Source organism: Cryptosporangium minutisporangium, from assembly GCF_039536245.1.
Lineage (GTDB): Bacteria > Actinomycetota > Actinomycetes > Mycobacteriales > Cryptosporangiaceae > Cryptosporangium > Cryptosporangium minutisporangium.
This window is the reverse complement of record NZ_BAAAYN010000008.1, coordinates 6,223-21,166: the sequence shown is the minus strand read 5'-3', so window position 1 is coordinate 21,166 and position 14,944 is coordinate 6,223. Positions and strand designations below refer to the sequence as shown.

The following is a 14,944-nucleotide window of genomic DNA, read 5'->3' as shown; positions in this document are numbered from 1 at the left end:
GGGTCAGCCCGTGAGGGGGCCTACGTCGGTGATTTCGACGACGGCCACGCCCGCTTCGTCGGACGCGTCGAGGTTGACGGTCGCCGAGATCCCCCAGTCCCGGTCACCGGCCGGGTCGTCGAACGTCTGCCGAACCAGCCACCGCCCCGGCTCGGCGTCGATGCTCAGCAGCGCGGGCCCGCGCGCGTCCGGCCCGGTGCCCATCGAGTCGTACTCCTCGAAGTACGGCGTCAGCGCCGCTTCCCACGCCTCGGCGTCCCAGCCGGAGTCCCCGTCCAGCTCGCCGAGCTGCCAGTACTGCCGGATCGCAGCCAGCTCGACGCGCCGGAACAGCGCGTTGCGCACCAGCACCCGGAACGCCCGGGTGTTCCGGGTGACGGCGGGCGGCCGCTCGTCGATCGGCACCACCTCCACGGCCGGATCCTGCGGATTGGTCAGCCGCTCCCACTCGTCGATCAGGCTGGAGTCGACCTGGCGGACCAGCTCACCCAGCCACTCGATCAGGTCGGACAGGTCCTCGGTGCGGGCCTCTTCCGGCACGGTCTGCCGCATCGCGCGGTAGGCGTCGGCCAGATACCGAAGCACCAGGCCTTCCGACCGCGCCAGCGAGTAGAACGAGATGTACTCGGTGAACGTCATCGCACGCTCGTACATGTCGCGCACGACGGACTTCGGCGACAGCTCGTGGTCGGCCACCCACGGGTGTCCCCGCCGGTAGGTCTGGTACGCCGCCTCCAGCAGCTCGAGAAGCGGCTTGGGGTAGGTGACCTCTTCCAACGCGTCCATCCGGGCGTCGTACTCCAGCCCGTCGGCCTTCATCTGCGCGACCGCCTCGCCCCGCGCCTTGAACTGCTGCGCGGAGAGCACCTGCCGCGGGTCGTCGAGCGTCGACTCGATCACCGACAGCACGTCCAGCGCATAGCTCGGCGACTCGCGGTCGAGCAACTCGATCGCGGCCAGCGCCAGCGGCGAGAGCGGCTGGTTGAGCGCGAAGTCCAGCTGCAGATCGACGGTGAGCCGGACCCGCCGGCCCTCCTCGTCCGGCTCGGGCAGTTTCTCGACGACGCCGCCGGCCAGCAGCGCGCGGTAGATCGCGATCGCGCGCCGGATGTGCTTGCGCTGCGCGGTGCGGTCCTCGTGGTTGTCGGTCAGCAGGTGACGCATCGCGGCGAACGCGTCACCCGGCCGGCCGATGACGTTGAGCAGCATCGCGTGCGACACCGTGAACGACGACGTCAACGGCTCGGGCTCCGCGGAGATCAGCCGCTCGTACGTCGGCTTGCCCCAGCCGACCGAACCCTCCGGCGGCTTCTTCTTCACGACCTTGCGCCGCTTCTTCGGATCGTCGCCGGCCTTCGCCAGCGCGCGCTCGTTCTCCACGACGTGCTCGGGCGCCTGGACGACGACCGTGCCGACCGTGTCGTACCCGGCGCGCCCGGCGCGCCCGGCGATCTGGTGGAACTCGCGTGCCTTGAGCAGCCGGACCTTAACCCCGTCGTACTTGGACAGCCCGGTGAAGAGCACGGTGCGGATCGGGACGTTGATCCCGACGCCGAGCGTGTCGGTTCCGCAGATCACCTTGAGCAGCCCGGCCTGCGCGAGCGTCTCCACCAGCCGCCGGTACTTCGGCAGCATCCCCGCGTGGTGGACGCCGATCCCGTGCCTGACCAGCCGGGACAGCGTCTTGCCGAACCCGGTGCTGAAGCGGAAGTTGCCGATCGCCGAAGCGATCGCGTCCTTCTCCGCCCGCGTGCAGACGTTGATGCTCATCAGGGCCTGGGCCCGCTCCAGCGCCGCGGCCTGGGTGAAGTGCACGACGTAGATCGGCGCCTGCCGAGTCTCCAACAGCTCTGTCAGGGTCTCGTGCAGCGGCGTGGTGACGTACTCGTAGAACAGCGGCACCGGGCGCTCCGCCGAGCTGACCACCGCCGTGGACCGTCCGGTCCGGCGGGTCAGGTCGTCCACGAACCGTGTGACGTCGCCGAGCGTCGCGGACATCAGCAGGAACTGGGCGTGCGGTAGCTCGATCAGCGGCACCTGCCACGCCCAGCCGCGGTCCGGCTCGGCGTAGAAGTGGAACTCGTCCATCACGACCTGGCCGACGTCGGCGCTGGCGCCGTCGCGGAGCGCGATGTTCGCGAGGATCTCGGCCGTGCAGCAGATGATCGGCGCGTCCGCGTTCACCGCGGCGTCGCCGGTCATCATGCCGATCTGCTCCGGACCGAACATCTCGCAGAGCGCGAAGAACTTCTCCGACACCAGCGCCTTGATCGGCGCGGTGTAGAACGTGCGCCGCCCACCCGCCAGCGCGGCGAAGTGGGCACCGGCCGCGACCATGCTCTTTCCGGAGCCGGTCGGGGTGGACAGGATCACGTTCGCGCCGGAGACGATCTCGATCAGCGCCTCCTCCTGATGCGGATACAGGGTGAGGCCCTGCTTCTCCGCCCAGGTGGCGAACGCGTCAAAAATCGCGTCGGGCCCAGCGGGCACAGTGTCGGCGGGCAGCAGGTCGGTGAGCGTCATCGCAGGCCTATCGTGCCCGGTCGGCGCGGGGATGGCCATCTCGGGGGCACCCCTGGCACATCCGTCACAAAAGCCCCTCCCACAACATCGTCAACCTCGCCGGACCGGTGTTGAACCATCCCCCGCGACGAGCCGTCCTAGCAACAGGAACACACAAGCCGAACTTAAGGTCAGCCGCCGCAGGCCTCGTCGTAACGGACCGACAGCGCTGACAGTGCCCAACCCGACCTTTGACAGGAGACGGCCATGCGCCCAGCTGTGAGCCCGGCCCCCGCCGAGACCCGCGGTCCGGTTTCGGTCCACCCGTGGACTTATCCGCACGAAGAGGTCCTCCGTCGCTTCGACGTCAACCCGCTGACCGGGCTGACCGTGGAGGAGGCGGCGCGTCGCCGTGGTGCGCTCGGCCCGAACCTGGTCGATCCCGCCCCCGCCGACACCGCCGCCGCCGCGCAGCCCTGGTGGGTCGTGCTGGCCCAGTGGACCGGCGTCCAGGCCATGGTCGACGCGGTTCGCGGCCGCCGGACCGCGCCGGACCACACGCTGACCGACGTCGAGGCCGGGCGGCAGCAGTTCCAAGCCCGCGTGCTCCGCTCCGACCGGGTGCTGATGGTCCCGGCCGTCGACCTGGTCCCCGGTGACATCGTGCTGCTCGCGCAGGGCGACCTGATCCCGGCCGACGCCCGACTGCTGGACGTCGTCGAGCTCCGCGTGGACGAGGAGCCGCTGACCGGTGGCGAGCTCGCCTCGTCTCGGTGCGTCGCCCCGGTGGGTAACGGCTGGACCCCGGTCGCCGACCGTCGCTCGATGGTCCACGCCGGTAGCCGGATCGTGCACGGCGCCGGCACCGCGGTCGTCGTCGCCACCGGTTCCCTGACCGTGCTCGGTCGGGCGACGATGCACAGCGCCAACCGTGCGGCCTCCGTCCGCAGCACGATCGGCCGCGGGAACCTGGGCCGCGCCGCGCTCCGCCCGGGGCGGCTCGGACGCCGTGGTGGCCTGGGCGCTGGCGCCGACCGCCGCGCCGCCAGCGGCGCACGCGCCACCGAGTCGGCCGCCCCCGCTGGCTTACCCTGGCTCCCGTCGGCCGCTCCGCCATCTCGGCGGGTGGCGCCGGTGCCGAGCGCACCTCCCGCCCCGTCGGTGCTCGTCGAGCCGGTCACCGAGACCCACCGCGTCAGTCCCCGTCCGCTGGTCCTGGGCGCGCGCCCCGCGCGCGCTGCCCGCAGTGCGCGTCGCTGGACCCGCAGCTGCGGCCGCTGACGGCCCAGCTCCCGCACTGCACTGCTTCAACTGCACAATCTGGACGCGACGCGGGCAGCGGTTGCCCGCGCGTTCAGCTGTCCGGCCTCGCCACACTTCGCGCCGGGTGTCCGTCCTCGCTGAGCAGCAGGATCTGCTGAGCAGCTCGAGTCGTAGGGACCCCGAAAGCACGAACCCGCGCCGCCGGAACGGCGACGCGGGATGTCCGACCCTGCTGTTCGAGTATCAGTAGTGCGAGTCGAGCATGATCTCGCCACCGAGCTCGTCGACCAGCGGGTCGAGCGTCTCAGCCTTGCTCGAGGTGACCAGCCACTGCGTGCCGACCAGGTAGGCGCCGCCGTACCCCTCGGCCTCCTTGATCCAGTCGTACATCTTCTGGTTCGAGATGAACGTCAGGATCGTCATCCGCTTGTCGCCCATCACGCAGGCGGCTTGCTGGAACTCGCTGTTCTTGTGGACGTCCGCGGGCTTGCAGCCGATCTTGTCCGCGATCTCGTTCATCGAACGGACCGGTGCCGTTTCCGGCTCGGCGTTCCGGCTGGTGTACCACTCGGCGCCGGCCAAGCCCAGGACCGAACCACCGACCACCGCAGCGGCCGCGGTGGCCAGCACGACGGTGCGCTTCGAGCGACGGGGAGCGCCGGGGCCGCCGGACCCGGAACCCGGGTACCGGCCGGGCGGGTCCCGGTCGTCGGCCCCCGGATAGTCGCGGTAGCCACTGGGGGCACGAGAGGAGTCGGCTGGACGGCGGCCAGCCTGCTGGGGGTACGCGGACTGCGGTCGGCTCATACTTCCCAGACGGCTCCCGGCCGCACCCGGTTCATCCGTCAACGGTGGTGAACAGGGCGGAAACGCGTCGGGCCCCGCACCGTCGAAACGGTACGGGGCCCGTACGGGGGCCGCGACAAACCACCGATCCCCACAACCCGAGGAGTGCCGCTGCCCGGCCATCGGCTCCAGCCCTACGCCCCCACCCACCCTCGAACGGATGCGGAGGTGTCTGGGCGGCGCCGCGGGGTCAGGACTACTTCTTCGCGGTCACCAGCGTCTGACTGGCCGTCGTACGAAGTGCCACGGTGACGACCTGATCCAGCGGCACGACGACCGAGTCGTCGATGACACCGGACCCGTCAGCCTTGACACGGCGGTCCCCCACGACCGGCTCGCCCAATTCGGTCGTCCCGACCACCTCGACCTCGACGCCGGGCGGCAGCTCGCTGGCCTCGATGTCCAGCCGCACGTAGTCGCCGTCCAGCTCGGTGGCCGAGACCCGCAGCACCGGCCCGGACACCGTGGTGTCGCTGCTGAGCACGTTGTTCGCCGGCGCGAGGCTCGGCGACGCGGGACCGGTCGGCGCGATGGTCTTCTCGGCCACCGGCTCGGTGCGCGTCGTGTCCTTGTCGTTCAGGTTCGACCCGAGCAGTACCCCACCACCGAGCACCAGGACCGCGGCGGCAGCCGCACCGGCGTAGGCGAGGTGACGTCGCTGCTGGGTGGCGCTGGACGCCCGCGGACGGGCGCGGTGCGACCGGGCCGTCCGCCCGGACCAGCCCGGGAAGCCGCCGTCCGGCGTCCGCTCACCAGCCGGACGCTCGGCGCCGCGCACGGAACGCAGCTGCGGAGGCGGAGGCGCGGACGCCTGAGCCGGCGCTGCGGCCTCCAAGCGGATCGCGTGCAGCGTCCGCATGAACAGTGCGTCGTTCGGGTCGGCGGGCTCGTTGATGAACGCCTCCGGCGGCACTGCGGCCAGCGCGGCGGCGGTCTGCTCGGCCTCGTCCAACTCGTGCCGGCAGCGGGTGCAGGTCAGCAGGTGATCGGCGAGCATCGCGGCTTCCGGCGGCTCGAGTGCTCCGACCGCGTAGGCGCCGACGAGTTCGCGGCAGCGTATCTCGGTCATCGTGTCACCCCGACCACATCTCCGAGCGCCGCGCGGAGAGCGCGCAGCGCGTAGTAAGTCCGTGACTTGACGGTGCCTGCCGGCACGCCGAGCACTTCAGCTGCCTCGGCAGTCGTCCGTCCACGGTAATAAACCTCGATCAGTACCCTCCGGTGCTCGGCGGAGAGTGCTCCCAAGCCGTCGAGCACCACCATCGTGTCGACCACCCCGTCGGAGTGGTCCCGTTCCATCGGCGGGGTCGCGGGGTTCTCCGCGACCTCGGTCGGACGAGCCCGGCGCGCACGTGCCCGGTCGGTCACGATGTTCCTCGCGACCGTCAGGAGCCAGCCTCGAACTGACCGGGATCCGTCAGAAAGCGCTTCACTGTGCTTCCACGCTCGGACCAGCGTCTCCTGGACCACGTCCTCGGCGGCCGCGGAGTCTCCGGTGAGCCGGGTCGCGTAGGCCAGCAGCGCACGACCGTGTTCTACGTAAATCTGGCGAATCAGCTCCTCACCCTGAGCGGGTGGAAGCTGTCGGGCGGCCGCGGATGCCCGCTCGGCACCGGCGACACCGTTGACCGGCGGCGCGTGTCCCGGCCCGCTCCCCACTCCGTCCCGAGGTCCGGATGCAGTGCGTTGCCGGACGTCGGGACCACCGAACGTCCGGCCTGGCGGAACAGCCGCTCCGGGTAACCGCGAAGCGGGAACAGCTATGTGCACTGACGCCTCCGACCGTGATCCTTTATCGGGTCGCACACGAGCCCCAACTCTCACACGCACGCCTTCCGGAGCCGGTTCAGCCCGAACCAAAACTTCCTTCAGCCCCGACTTCGAAGGCACTGACGGTCAACGGCACGAACCCAGTCGGCCGGACGCACAACGTAGTGCGGTCCGCCACCGGGGTGAAACCCTTCTCCTCTTTCTCGTACGGTCACTGGCCCATCACGATCGACCAGTAGGCGACGCTCTTGCTGTTCATCCGCGCCTCCGCCCCGACGGCGGTCCAGCCGCAGGTCAGCTTGCCACCGGAGACCACCTTGACGGTGGCCGGTAGAGCGGCGGCCGACTCCGGGCCGGGGAACGCAGCGCGCGCGGCTTCGGCTGGGTTACCCGCGCCGGAGACCACCGACTCCACCACTTTCTTCCCCGGGTAGCCGGCGCTCTTGGCCCGGGTCAGCGTATCCCCCCCGTCCGGCGAGGCGGTGTCGAAGTATCCCCGCGACAGCATGTCGTCCACGTGGTCGCTGGCGGCAGTGACGAGGGACTGGTCGACCTTGACCCGGCCGCAGCCGAGGAGGTCGAGCTCCTTGTTGATCGCCGCGGCGACGGCCTCGGCCGCCGGCGCGTCCGCGCCGCCGCTGCGGCTCGCCTGGTCCGACGAGCGGGTGTCCGACGGTGCGCTGGGCGGATCCGTGCCGACCGCGGGCTGGCTGGCCGGGGCGCTGCTGTCCAGCGCCGAGCTGGAGGAGCCGGTGTAGCGGTCGGCCTCGGCGAGCATCGTGGCGCCGAGCACCAGAACGAGCATCAGGACGCCGCCCGCGAGCGGCGCCCAGCTGGAGAACTTGCGGCGCGCGCCGGTGTAGCGCATCGGGCGGGACGGGCTGCGCCGGGAGCCGGTGCGGCGTCGCTTGCCCGCCGCGTGGCCGCCGCTGGCGCCGGTCCGCGATCCCGAGGTGGGGCGGCTGCCCGAGGTGGGGCGGCTCCCCGACGTCGGCCGGCTGGCGTCGTAGGCGGCGGGACCGGCGTCGTACGCCGACGGGCCCGCGTCGTAGGCGGAGGGACCGGCATCGTAGGCCGACGGGCCCACGTCGTATCCGATCCGGCCTCCGGTGGTCGTCCAGCGGTCATCGGCGGCGGCGTGTGGCGGCGGCGCGGTGCGGGGCAGTGGCGAGGTGCGCTCGACCGTCGGCTGCTCGTCCGGCCAGATGCTCGTCCACTCGTCGGCGGGCTCCTGGTCCCGGGACGACCGGCCGGGCTTCTTGGATCCCGTGGGGGGCGAACCCTTCGGGCTCGCGCCCTTGGGGTTGCGCTCACTGCGCCGGTGGGCCCCGCCCAGGCGTCCTACCGTGTACACGTTGGACGACGGCCGCGGCAGCGCCCTCGGCAGCTCCATCGTGCCGTCACGCTCTGGCGCGTACCCCTCCGGCAGACCCCGGAGTTCGGCGTCGCCCACCGCTGCGGTGGCCGACCACATGTTCTTCCGCGCCATTCAGCTATCCCCTTCGGACTATCCCTGACCCGAGCCCGGTGGTGGCGTCACCGAGCCAGCGGCCCACCCGACCGCGAGTCGACTCGGCGATCGGGTGGGCTGGGCCGGAGTCCGCGCCAGCACCGGGTGCGAGCCGCCAGGGCGAACTCCGACAGTGGTGGGGTGGCCTATCAGTTCGTGTAGCCACCGTCGCCGGCATCGCCGCCGGTCTCGGCGTCCGACTCGGCGTCGGCCGGAGGCTTCGGCGGTGCCGGCGGGTTCTCCGGAAGACAGGTGATGTTCTTGGTGCCGTCCGGCGCGGCCGCGAACCAGACCTTGCCGACGTTCTGCCCGGTCCAGGCGCCGGGCTTCTTGTCGCCCAGGTAGTAGTAGAGCGGCCAGCCGCCGAGCGTCACCTGCTTGGAGCCGTCGTCCCGGGTGACCTCGCCGACCTTGGCGGCGTCCAGACCCACGATCTCCTGGTCGTCCGCGATCACCGGCGGCCACACCTTGGCGCAGTCACCGTTGCAGCTGGACTTCGGCGGCTTCGCGGTGTCGTTGTCGAATCGGTAGAGGATCCATCCCCGCTCGTCGGTGACGACGTCGCCCATCTTGGGGGTCCGGACCCGCTTCAGCGTCGTCGGCTTCTTGCCGACGTCGTCCGCGGCGCCGGCGTCGCCCGCGGCCTCGGAGTCCTGGACATCCGGGGCGGCCGGGGCGGCCTCGACCGGCTCGGCCGCGGGAGCGGCGGTCGCCGGGTCGCCGGTGGCGGCGGCGTTCTGCGGGTCGGCCGAGTACGTCGAGCCGCACGCTGTCAGCGCGCACGCCAGGAGCAGGCCGGCGGCCGCCGCGGCGGAGCGTGTCGTGACCGAGCGGATGCTCGCGTTCATGGTCTGGTCTCCCGTGTATCGGAGGCGAGTGTCCGGCGTCAGAAATCGTGTGGCGACCGGTGAGCCGCGACCGAGAACACGGACGAGCAGGACAGCCGGTTCAGAATCGACGGAGAAAGTTCCGGGTCACCGGCAGGCCTTTAACCGCGGGTCAGCCGAACGTTATCTGTGGCTTAACGATCGCCGAGCGGTGAACTGGCCCTCCTTCCGCGCCGTCGCGCTGATCGAGTCCCGCTAGCACCACCCGTCGCGCACGGATGGAGCTTCCGGGACGGACGGGATTCTTTCTTCGCGACGTTTCGGGAGCGGTCGATGACCGGTCGGAAAGACAAGGCTCCGGGCGACCGGCGGGTGCTGAGCACTGTCGCCGAGGCGCTGCCAGGGCAATCACTCACGGTTTTCCTCGCGCTGATCGCCGCTGGCGCGATCGCGATCGGGGCCACCGCGTTCGGCGGGTGGCCCGGCGGCAGCTCCGCCGCGGTCGCGGCCGACCTCGGCGTGAACGACCCCGCGCTACGCACGAACCAGGGCAACTTCGCCGCTGTGCCCGCTGCGGAGTCCAGCGAGGGTACGGACAGCGCCGAAGCCGGCGAGGGCACCGACGCCGGCGAGGGCACGGACGCCGGTGAAGGCACCGGCTCGGTGCGGGACACCACTCAGGACAGCCCGGAAGACGCGGTGGTCACCAGCGCCAGCCCGGAGCCGTCCCCGCCGTTGCCCGACCTGACCACCGCGCGGTCGGTCCCCCTCACCGAGGCGGACAAGCAGCTGCTGATCAAGGTCCGGCAGGCCGGCCTGTGGGAGATCCCCACGGGTGAGCAGGCCCAGCAGAAGGCGGAGAGCCCGATCGTCAAGGCGGTCGGCCGGCAGCTCGCCGCCGATCACCGCAAGCTCGACGACTCCGTCCGCAAACTCGCCGCTGATCTCGACGTCATCCTCCCGAGCACGGCCTCGGAGGCGCAGCTGGGCTGGATGGAAGAGCTGTCCCGCGCGAGCGGTGCGGACTACGACCGGCTGTTCGCCGACCGGCTGCGCGCCGCCCACGGCGCGGTCTTCAACGTCATCGCCCAGGTTCGCACCGGTACCCGGAACCCCATCATCCGGCAGTACGCGCAGATCGCGAACCTCGTCGTGATGCGGCACATGACGCTGCTGGAGAGCACCGGGCTTGTCACCTTCAACGATCTGCCCGCCCCGGTGCTCTCCCAGGCGTCCTCGAACGGCTCCAACGCCTCCGAGGAGATGCCCGGCGTCCGGACCGTCCTGATCGTTGCGATGCTCGCTGCCGCCGCACTCATCGGCATGGTCAGCATCCGTCGAGTGCGGCGAGGTGAGTAGCCCCGTGAACGAGTTCTCCGACCCCGGCGCGTGGCGAACCCGGTCACGGATTCCCCGGGCGTCCGGCGCCTGGGTCGGCGTCGCCCGGGTGCAGACGGCCTCCCGGGCCGAGCGGCCCAGCAGCGATCGGGCTCTCACCGAGGAAGCCTGGACCGGCGGGTCGTGGAACGACGACGCCCGCGCCGACGACGCACCGGCCGCCGAGCACGTGGACGCCGGGGCGTGGGCGGCGAGCATGCTCGCCGCCGAGGCCCGGCGGGCGGACGCCCCCCGCGGCCGCCACGGCGCGCACCTGGCCCGGCAGCACACCACGCCGGAGCCCGCCACGGCCGAGCCGGCTGCAGCCGCGCCGTGGTCGGACGACGCTCCGTGGCCGGACGAGGCCCAGCTCGACGCCGGCTGGGCCACGGACGCCGCCGCGCCGCCCGTCGGCGCACCTGAATACTCTGCCCGCCGCACGCCTCTGAGCAGCGGTGACGGCGGTCGCCATCGAGCGCCCCGCGCGCTTCGGCTGGTGTACAGCGCCGATAGCGCTGAACCGGTCGAGCCTGCGGAGCGTAGTGAGGGCGAGACCTACGAGGGGCCTGTGAACCGACCTGGTGGGCATAGCGGAACGTCCCTGCCCGCCCCAACCGAGGAGACAACACCCGCATGACTGGACCGAAGAGGCACAAGCGGCCCCCCAACCAGTTCCGTCGCCGATCGCTGATCATCATGGCGGTCTTCACGACGATGGTGGTTGCCCTCGGGGTCGGCACCGCGTCCGCCGGGCTCCGCGGCGACCGGGACGGCCGGGACGGGTGGCGCAACTCGTCCGGGCGGCACGGGCACAACAACGGCAGCCAGAGCGCCGATCCGTCGGCGACGACCAGCGCGGACCCGTCGGCCACCACGAGCGGTGAGCCGGGCGAGACGGCCAGCGCCGACCCCTCCGACACCGCGAGCGCGGACCCGTCGGCCACCGACCCCGGTCAGAGCGAGGAGCCCGGCGAGGGCGAGGAGACCGAGGCACCGGACAACGGCATCGACGAGACCGACTACATCAACATCCGTCAGGTCCCGACGACCCGGGCCCCGCGCTTCGCCCGTAGCGGCTCCCGCGGATCGTTCAACAGCATCCGCTGCACGCTCCAGGACCGGCACAACTCCGACAACTTCATCGCCGCGCCCGGCGTCGTCAACGCCGCGCACCACGTGCACGACTACGTCGGCAACACCACCACCGACGCGAACTCCACCGACGAGAGCCTCGCGGCCGGCGGCACCACCTGCAACCAGGGCGACAAGTCGGCGTACTTCTGGCCGGTGTACCGGGACGTGACCCAGGAGACCACCGCTCGCTTCCCCGGCGAGCTCGAGGAAGACCTGAACACTGGTGCGCTGCTGAAGCCGCGGTTCACGATCCGCTTCGAGGGCAACCCGCGCGCCAAGGTGGCCGCGATGCCGCAGAACATCCGGGTCCTTGCCGGTGACGCGAAGGCGCCGGTCAACGGTGGCGCGAACCAGAAGTCGGCGTTCACCTGCCAGGGCTTCACCAACCGGATCTCGGTCGACAAGTACACGCTCTGCCCGAACGGCCGTGGCTTCACCCACATCTCGGAGTTCCCGAGCTGCTGGGACGGCAAGAACACGGACAGCGCGAACCACCGCACGCACATCGTCTACCCGGACGCGGCGGGCAACTGCCCGGCGAGCAACCCGGTCGTCGTGCCGAAGCTCGTCATCACGTTGACCTACAACGTGAAGCCCGGCCCGACGTTCCGTCTGGACAGCTTCCCGGAGTCGACCCACGAACCGAGCAGCTCGCACAACGACTTCTTCAACCTCATCCCGCAGAACGTGATGAACCGCATGGTGCAGTGCATCAACACGGGTCGTCGCTGCTGAGAAAAAACCTCTGAACCGGCGCGCCACCACACCCGTCACACGGATAGGACGGTGCGCACGCCCGAGCGAATCGGGACGCCCCGGCCGATCGGACGCCAGTCCGGTCGGCCGGAGTCGGTCCGAGGGCTACGGCGCTCAGAGTGCTCAGCATCCCGGTTGGGACAACGAGGAGGACGTGAATGGAACCCGCTCTGGCGGCAGCCGCTGACGACGCCGCAGCTGCGGCAGCGGTACACGTCGTCGCGGCAGCAGTGGGCTTCGCCTCGACGATCGCGCTGTGGCTGAGCATCATCATCGGCATCGTGCTCGGCCGCTCGTGGTCGTTGCCGTGGATCAAGCACACGTCGCTGAAGAACCTGCACATGACGTTCGCGATCGGCGGCTTGGCGCTCGGCATCGTGCACGGTCTGGCGCAGCTGGCGGCACCCGGCACCTACGTCCGCTGGATCGACCAGTTCATTCCGTTCCTGAACCCGACGAAGCCGATCGGCGTCGGGCTCGGCACGCTCTGCCTGCAGATGTTCCTCGCGATCGCGCTCTCGGTCCCGATCCAGCGCAAGCTGGGCCACGCTCGCTGGCGGATGATCCACTCCACCGCGTACATGGCCTACACCGTGACCGCCGGCCACCTGATCTTCGCCGGCTCGGAGGTCAAGGGCTGGGTGACCTGGGCGGTCGTCGCGAGCTGGCTCGTCATCATCGGTCTCTGGTTCAGCACCAGCGGCAAGTTCGGCAAGCAGGTCGGTGCTGCCGCGATGGACATCGCGGACAAGCGGGCCAGCACCACGACGGTCAACGTCAACCCGCACGCTTGCGCCCGCTTCGGGTTCTGCGAGCACGAGGCGCCCGAGGTGTTCCAGCTGAAGGGGAACGGGCGGCTCGCCTACCGCACGACGGTCGAACCGCACGAGGTCGACCAGGTGTACTCGGCGATCAAGATCTGCCCGGCCCGCGCGATCTCGATGACGGGCCCTGGCGTTCCGTTCGACCTGACGGTCCCGCCCGGCGCCCAGGAGACCGGCGCCCCGGTCGGCGTGGGCCCCGCACCGGTCGCCGGTCCGGTCAGCCCCGCCGCCGACAACCGGGAGACGACCGTGGTGCCGCACCTGGCACCGGTCTCCCCGGTCACCGGACCGCAGAACATCCCGACCAGCCCGGCGATCCCGACCGGCCCGACCCCGGTCCCGGCGGGCGTCCAGAGTGGTCCCGGTGCACCACGATCGACCGGACGGCTCGGTCCGTTCCCGCCGGGCGGCCCCGGGCGCCGACACGGCCAGCCGGTGGCACCACCGCCCCCGCCGCCGCTGCGCTCGGTGCCCAACCGGCCGGAAGGCGCCCGCCCCCGCAAGGGCATCGGCGCAGAACCCAACCGATACGACAACGTCACCGGGCTTCGCCCGCGAGGAGGTGCCTGATGCAGAGGCGAGCGGCGAACATCACCCGCCTCGCGCCCCAGAGGTCGCTGGCGACCCTGGGACCAGCAGACCGGATCGTGATCGTCGGCGGTGGCCCCGCCGGGACCGCGGCCGGTGAGGAGCTGCGGCGACTCGGTTTCCGCGGCCAGATCCAGCTGCTCTGCGCCGACCCGGGCGGTTCCTACGACCGGCCGGCCTGCTCCAAGGGCCTGATCACCGGCGCCCAGCGCCCCAAGGACGCGCGGATCGGCGTCACCGACAAGCGCTGGGAGATCGACTGGCGCCTCGGCCGCACCGCGATCGCCTGCGACATGAACGAGCGGGTCGTCTGGGCACAGACCGGCGAGGGTTTCCGGTTCGACGGTCTGGTGATCGCGAACGGTGCCCGCCCGATGCTCAACAGCATGTGGTCGGGCGCGGCGGTTCCGCACATCGTCCACGACATCAACGACGCCTGGGAGATCCGGCGCGGGCTGCGTAACGCGAACCGCGTCGCGATCGTCGGTGGCGGGTTCACCGGCTGCGAGCTGGCCTGCAGCATCCGCGGTATGGGCAAGGACGTCACGCTGATCCACCCGCGGGACGTCCTGATGAACGGCGTCCTGGACGGGGTCGCCGCCAAGCTGATGACCGACGAGCACGCCGAGGACGGCGTCGACCTGCGGCTGGGCCGCCGGGTCAAGGCAGCCGACCGGATCGGCGCCAACTGGACGCTGACCCTCGACGACGGCAGCCGGATCCGCGCCGACATGGTCGTGATGACCGCCGGCGAGAAGCCCGACATCGCCTGGCTCGCCGGCACCGGCATCGACATCTCCGACGGCGTGGTCTGCGACGACGCCCTCCGCGTGCTCGACGACGAAGGCGCGGTCGTGCCGGGCGTCGTCGCGGCCGGGGCGCTGGCGAAGTGGCCGAACCGCTGGATGAACGGCAAGAACAGCCGGTGCGGCCAGTGGATCGCGGCGCTGGAGCAGGGGCAGGCGGCGGCTCGTTCGCTGCTCGCCGGCGACGCGCCCACCGAGTCCGCGATCCTGCTGCCCCGGTACTGGACGCAGCAGCTGGGCCTGCGGATCCAGGTCTGCGGTGACATCGGGAACGACACCGAGGTCCGTCGGCTCGACCGGCGGCCGGGGCACCGCAAGCCCGCCCGTACGGGTGTGCTGACCTGCCACTACCGAGGTAAGGACCTGGTCGGTGTGGTGGCGGTGAACGCCCCGACCGAGTTCGTCACGGTCGCGCGTGAGCTGCTCTACAGCAAGCCGCGCTTCGAGCTCTCGGCGCCGCGGCAGCCGGTGCAGGTGCCGACCGGAGTCCTGTCCCGGGACGGGCGTCGTCTGGCGGCGACGGGCTGACCCACCGCCCCGGGCCGGCGTAGGACAGCCGGCGTAGGACAGCCGGCGAAGGACAGTCGGCGAAGGTCAGTCGGCGAAGGACAGTCGGCGAAGGTCAGTCGGCGCGCCGATCGGTGGGAACACCGGTCGGCGCGGCCGGCGGGAAACGCATCGGTGGTGCCCGTACTGAACGGGCACCCGGTACGCGGCTCCATCGATGTGTCCCAGGAGAGA

12 protein-coding genes are annotated in these 14,944 nt (G+C 71.2%); 6 read left to right on the top strand and 6 right to left on the bottom strand.

Features of this window, described 5'->3' with window-relative positions; translation table 11 throughout:
* Nucleotides 1–3: 3 nt before the first annotated feature.
* The gene (locus tag ABEB28_RS07250) at nt 4–2,523 is read right to left on the bottom strand and encodes a DEAD/DEAH box helicase (protein ID WP_345727208.1); all 2,520 of its coding nucleotides are present in this window, start codon (nt 2,521–2,523) and stop codon (nt 4–6) included.
* 246 nt (nt 2,524–2,769) lie between these two features.
* Between ABEB28_RS07250 and ABEB28_RS07245 the strand changes: the two genes are divergently transcribed.
* A complete protein-coding gene (locus ABEB28_RS07245) occupies nt 2,770–3,783 on the top strand; it encodes a P-type ATPase actuator domain-containing protein (protein WP_345727207.1) in 1,014 nt (337 codons plus the stop codon).
* 225 nt (nt 3,784–4,008) lie between these two features.
* On the opposite strand, the gene ABEB28_RS07240 is transcribed toward ABEB28_RS07245, so the two are convergent.
* From ABEB28_RS07240 to ABEB28_RS07220, 5 genes are all read right to left on the bottom strand, one after another.
* The gene (locus ABEB28_RS07240; RefSeq protein ID WP_345727206.1) at nt 4,009–4,572 is read right to left on the bottom strand and encodes a hypothetical protein; all 564 of its coding nucleotides are present in this window, start codon (nt 4,570–4,572) and stop codon (nt 4,009–4,011) included.
* A gap of 235 nt (nt 4,573–4,807) precedes the next feature.
* Nucleotides 4,808–5,680 carry a zf-HC2 domain-containing protein gene (locus ABEB28_RS07235; protein ID WP_345727205.1) on the bottom strand — a complete coding sequence of 291 codons (873 nt, stop codon included), beginning with the start codon at nt 5,678–5,680 and terminating at the stop codon, nt 4,808–4,810.
* On the bottom strand, nt 5,677–6,270 hold the full coding sequence (locus ABEB28_RS07230) for a sigma-70 family RNA polymerase sigma factor (protein ID WP_376981059.1): 594 nt from the start codon (nt 6,268–6,270) through the stop codon (nt 5,677–5,679). Before ABEB28_RS07230 ends, ABEB28_RS07235 begins: the two co-directional genes overlap by 4 nt.
* 322 nt (nt 6,271–6,592) lie before the next feature.
* Nucleotides 6,593–7,870, bottom strand: coding sequence for a CAP domain-containing protein (locus ABEB28_RS07225; RefSeq protein WP_345727204.1), 1,278 nt, complete (start codon nt 7,868–7,870; stop codon nt 6,593–6,595).
* Between the two features lie 170 nt (nt 7,871–8,040).
* A complete protein-coding gene (locus ABEB28_RS07220; protein ID WP_345727203.1) occupies nt 8,041–8,739 on the bottom strand; it encodes a hypothetical protein in 699 nt (232 codons plus the stop codon).
* A gap of 312 nt (nt 8,740–9,051) precedes the next feature.
* On the opposite strand from ABEB28_RS07220, the gene ABEB28_RS07215 reads away from it, so the two are divergent.
* The 5 genes from ABEB28_RS07215 (at nt 9,052) to ABEB28_RS07195 (ending at nt 14,731) form a co-directional block, all read left to right on the top strand.
* Nucleotides 9,052–10,077: a DUF4142 domain-containing protein gene (locus tag ABEB28_RS07215; protein WP_345727202.1), complete on the top strand. Its 1,026-nt coding sequence runs from the start codon at nt 9,052–9,054 to the stop codon at nt 10,075–10,077.
* Entirely contained in the window at nt 10,070–10,732 is a 663-nt protein-coding gene (locus ABEB28_RS07210) for a hypothetical protein (protein ID WP_345727201.1), read from the top strand. Before ABEB28_RS07215 ends, ABEB28_RS07210 begins: the two co-directional genes overlap by 8 nt.
* Nucleotides 10,729–11,964: a DUF1996 domain-containing protein gene (locus ABEB28_RS07205; RefSeq protein ID WP_345727200.1), complete on the top strand. Its 1,236-nt coding sequence runs from the start codon at nt 10,729–10,731 to the stop codon at nt 11,962–11,964. Before ABEB28_RS07210 ends, ABEB28_RS07205 begins: the two co-directional genes overlap by 4 nt.
* 179 nt (nt 11,965–12,143) lie before the next feature.
* Entirely contained in the window at nt 12,144–13,379 is a 1,236-nt protein-coding gene (locus ABEB28_RS07200; RefSeq protein ID WP_345727199.1) for a 4Fe-4S domain-containing protein, read from the top strand.
* Nucleotides 13,379–14,731, top strand: a complete 1,353-nt coding sequence (locus tag ABEB28_RS07195) for an NAD(P)/FAD-dependent oxidoreductase (protein WP_345727198.1) — start codon at nt 13,379–13,381, stop codon at nt 14,729–14,731. Before ABEB28_RS07200 ends, ABEB28_RS07195 begins: the two co-directional genes overlap by 1 nt.
* Nucleotides 14,732–14,944 lie beyond the last annotated feature (213 nt).

What these genes read in the sequence shown, in the direction of transcription:
- ABEB28_RS07220 (WP_345727203.1), bottom strand. Translation starts at nt 8,739, where the DNA reads ATGAACGCGAGCATCCGCTCGGTCACGACACGCTCCGCCGCGGCGGCC.
- ABEB28_RS07205 (WP_345727200.1), top strand. Translation starts at nt 10,729, where the DNA reads ATGACTGGACCGAAGAGGCACAAGCGGCCCCCCAACCAGTTCCGTCGC.
- ABEB28_RS07245 (WP_345727207.1), top strand. Translation starts at nt 2,770, where the DNA reads ATGCGCCCAGCTGTGAGCCCGGCCCCCGCCGAGACCCGCGGTCCGGTT.
- ABEB28_RS07235 (WP_345727205.1), bottom strand. Translation starts at nt 5,680, where the DNA reads ATGACCGAGATACGCTGCCGCGAACTCGTCGGCGCCTACGCGGTCGGA.
- ABEB28_RS07225 (WP_345727204.1), bottom strand. Translation starts at nt 7,870, where the DNA reads ATGGCGCGGAAGAACATGTGGTCGGCCACCGCAGCGGTGGGCGACGCC.
- ABEB28_RS07215 (WP_345727202.1), top strand. Translation starts at nt 9,052, where the DNA reads ATGACCGGTCGGAAAGACAAGGCTCCGGGCGACCGGCGGGTGCTGAGC.
- ABEB28_RS07200 (WP_345727199.1), top strand. Translation starts at nt 12,144, where the DNA reads ATGGAACCCGCTCTGGCGGCAGCCGCTGACGACGCCGCAGCTGCGGCA.
- ABEB28_RS07195 (WP_345727198.1), top strand. Translation starts at nt 13,379, where the DNA reads ATGCAGAGGCGAGCGGCGAACATCACCCGCCTCGCGCCCCAGAGGTCG.
- ABEB28_RS07250 (WP_345727208.1), bottom strand. Translation starts at nt 2,523, where the DNA reads ATGACGCTCACCGACCTGCTGCCCGCCGACACTGTGCCCGCTGGGCCC.
- ABEB28_RS07240 (WP_345727206.1), bottom strand. Translation starts at nt 4,572, where the DNA reads ATGAGCCGACCGCAGTCCGCGTACCCCCAGCAGGCTGGCCGCCGTCCA.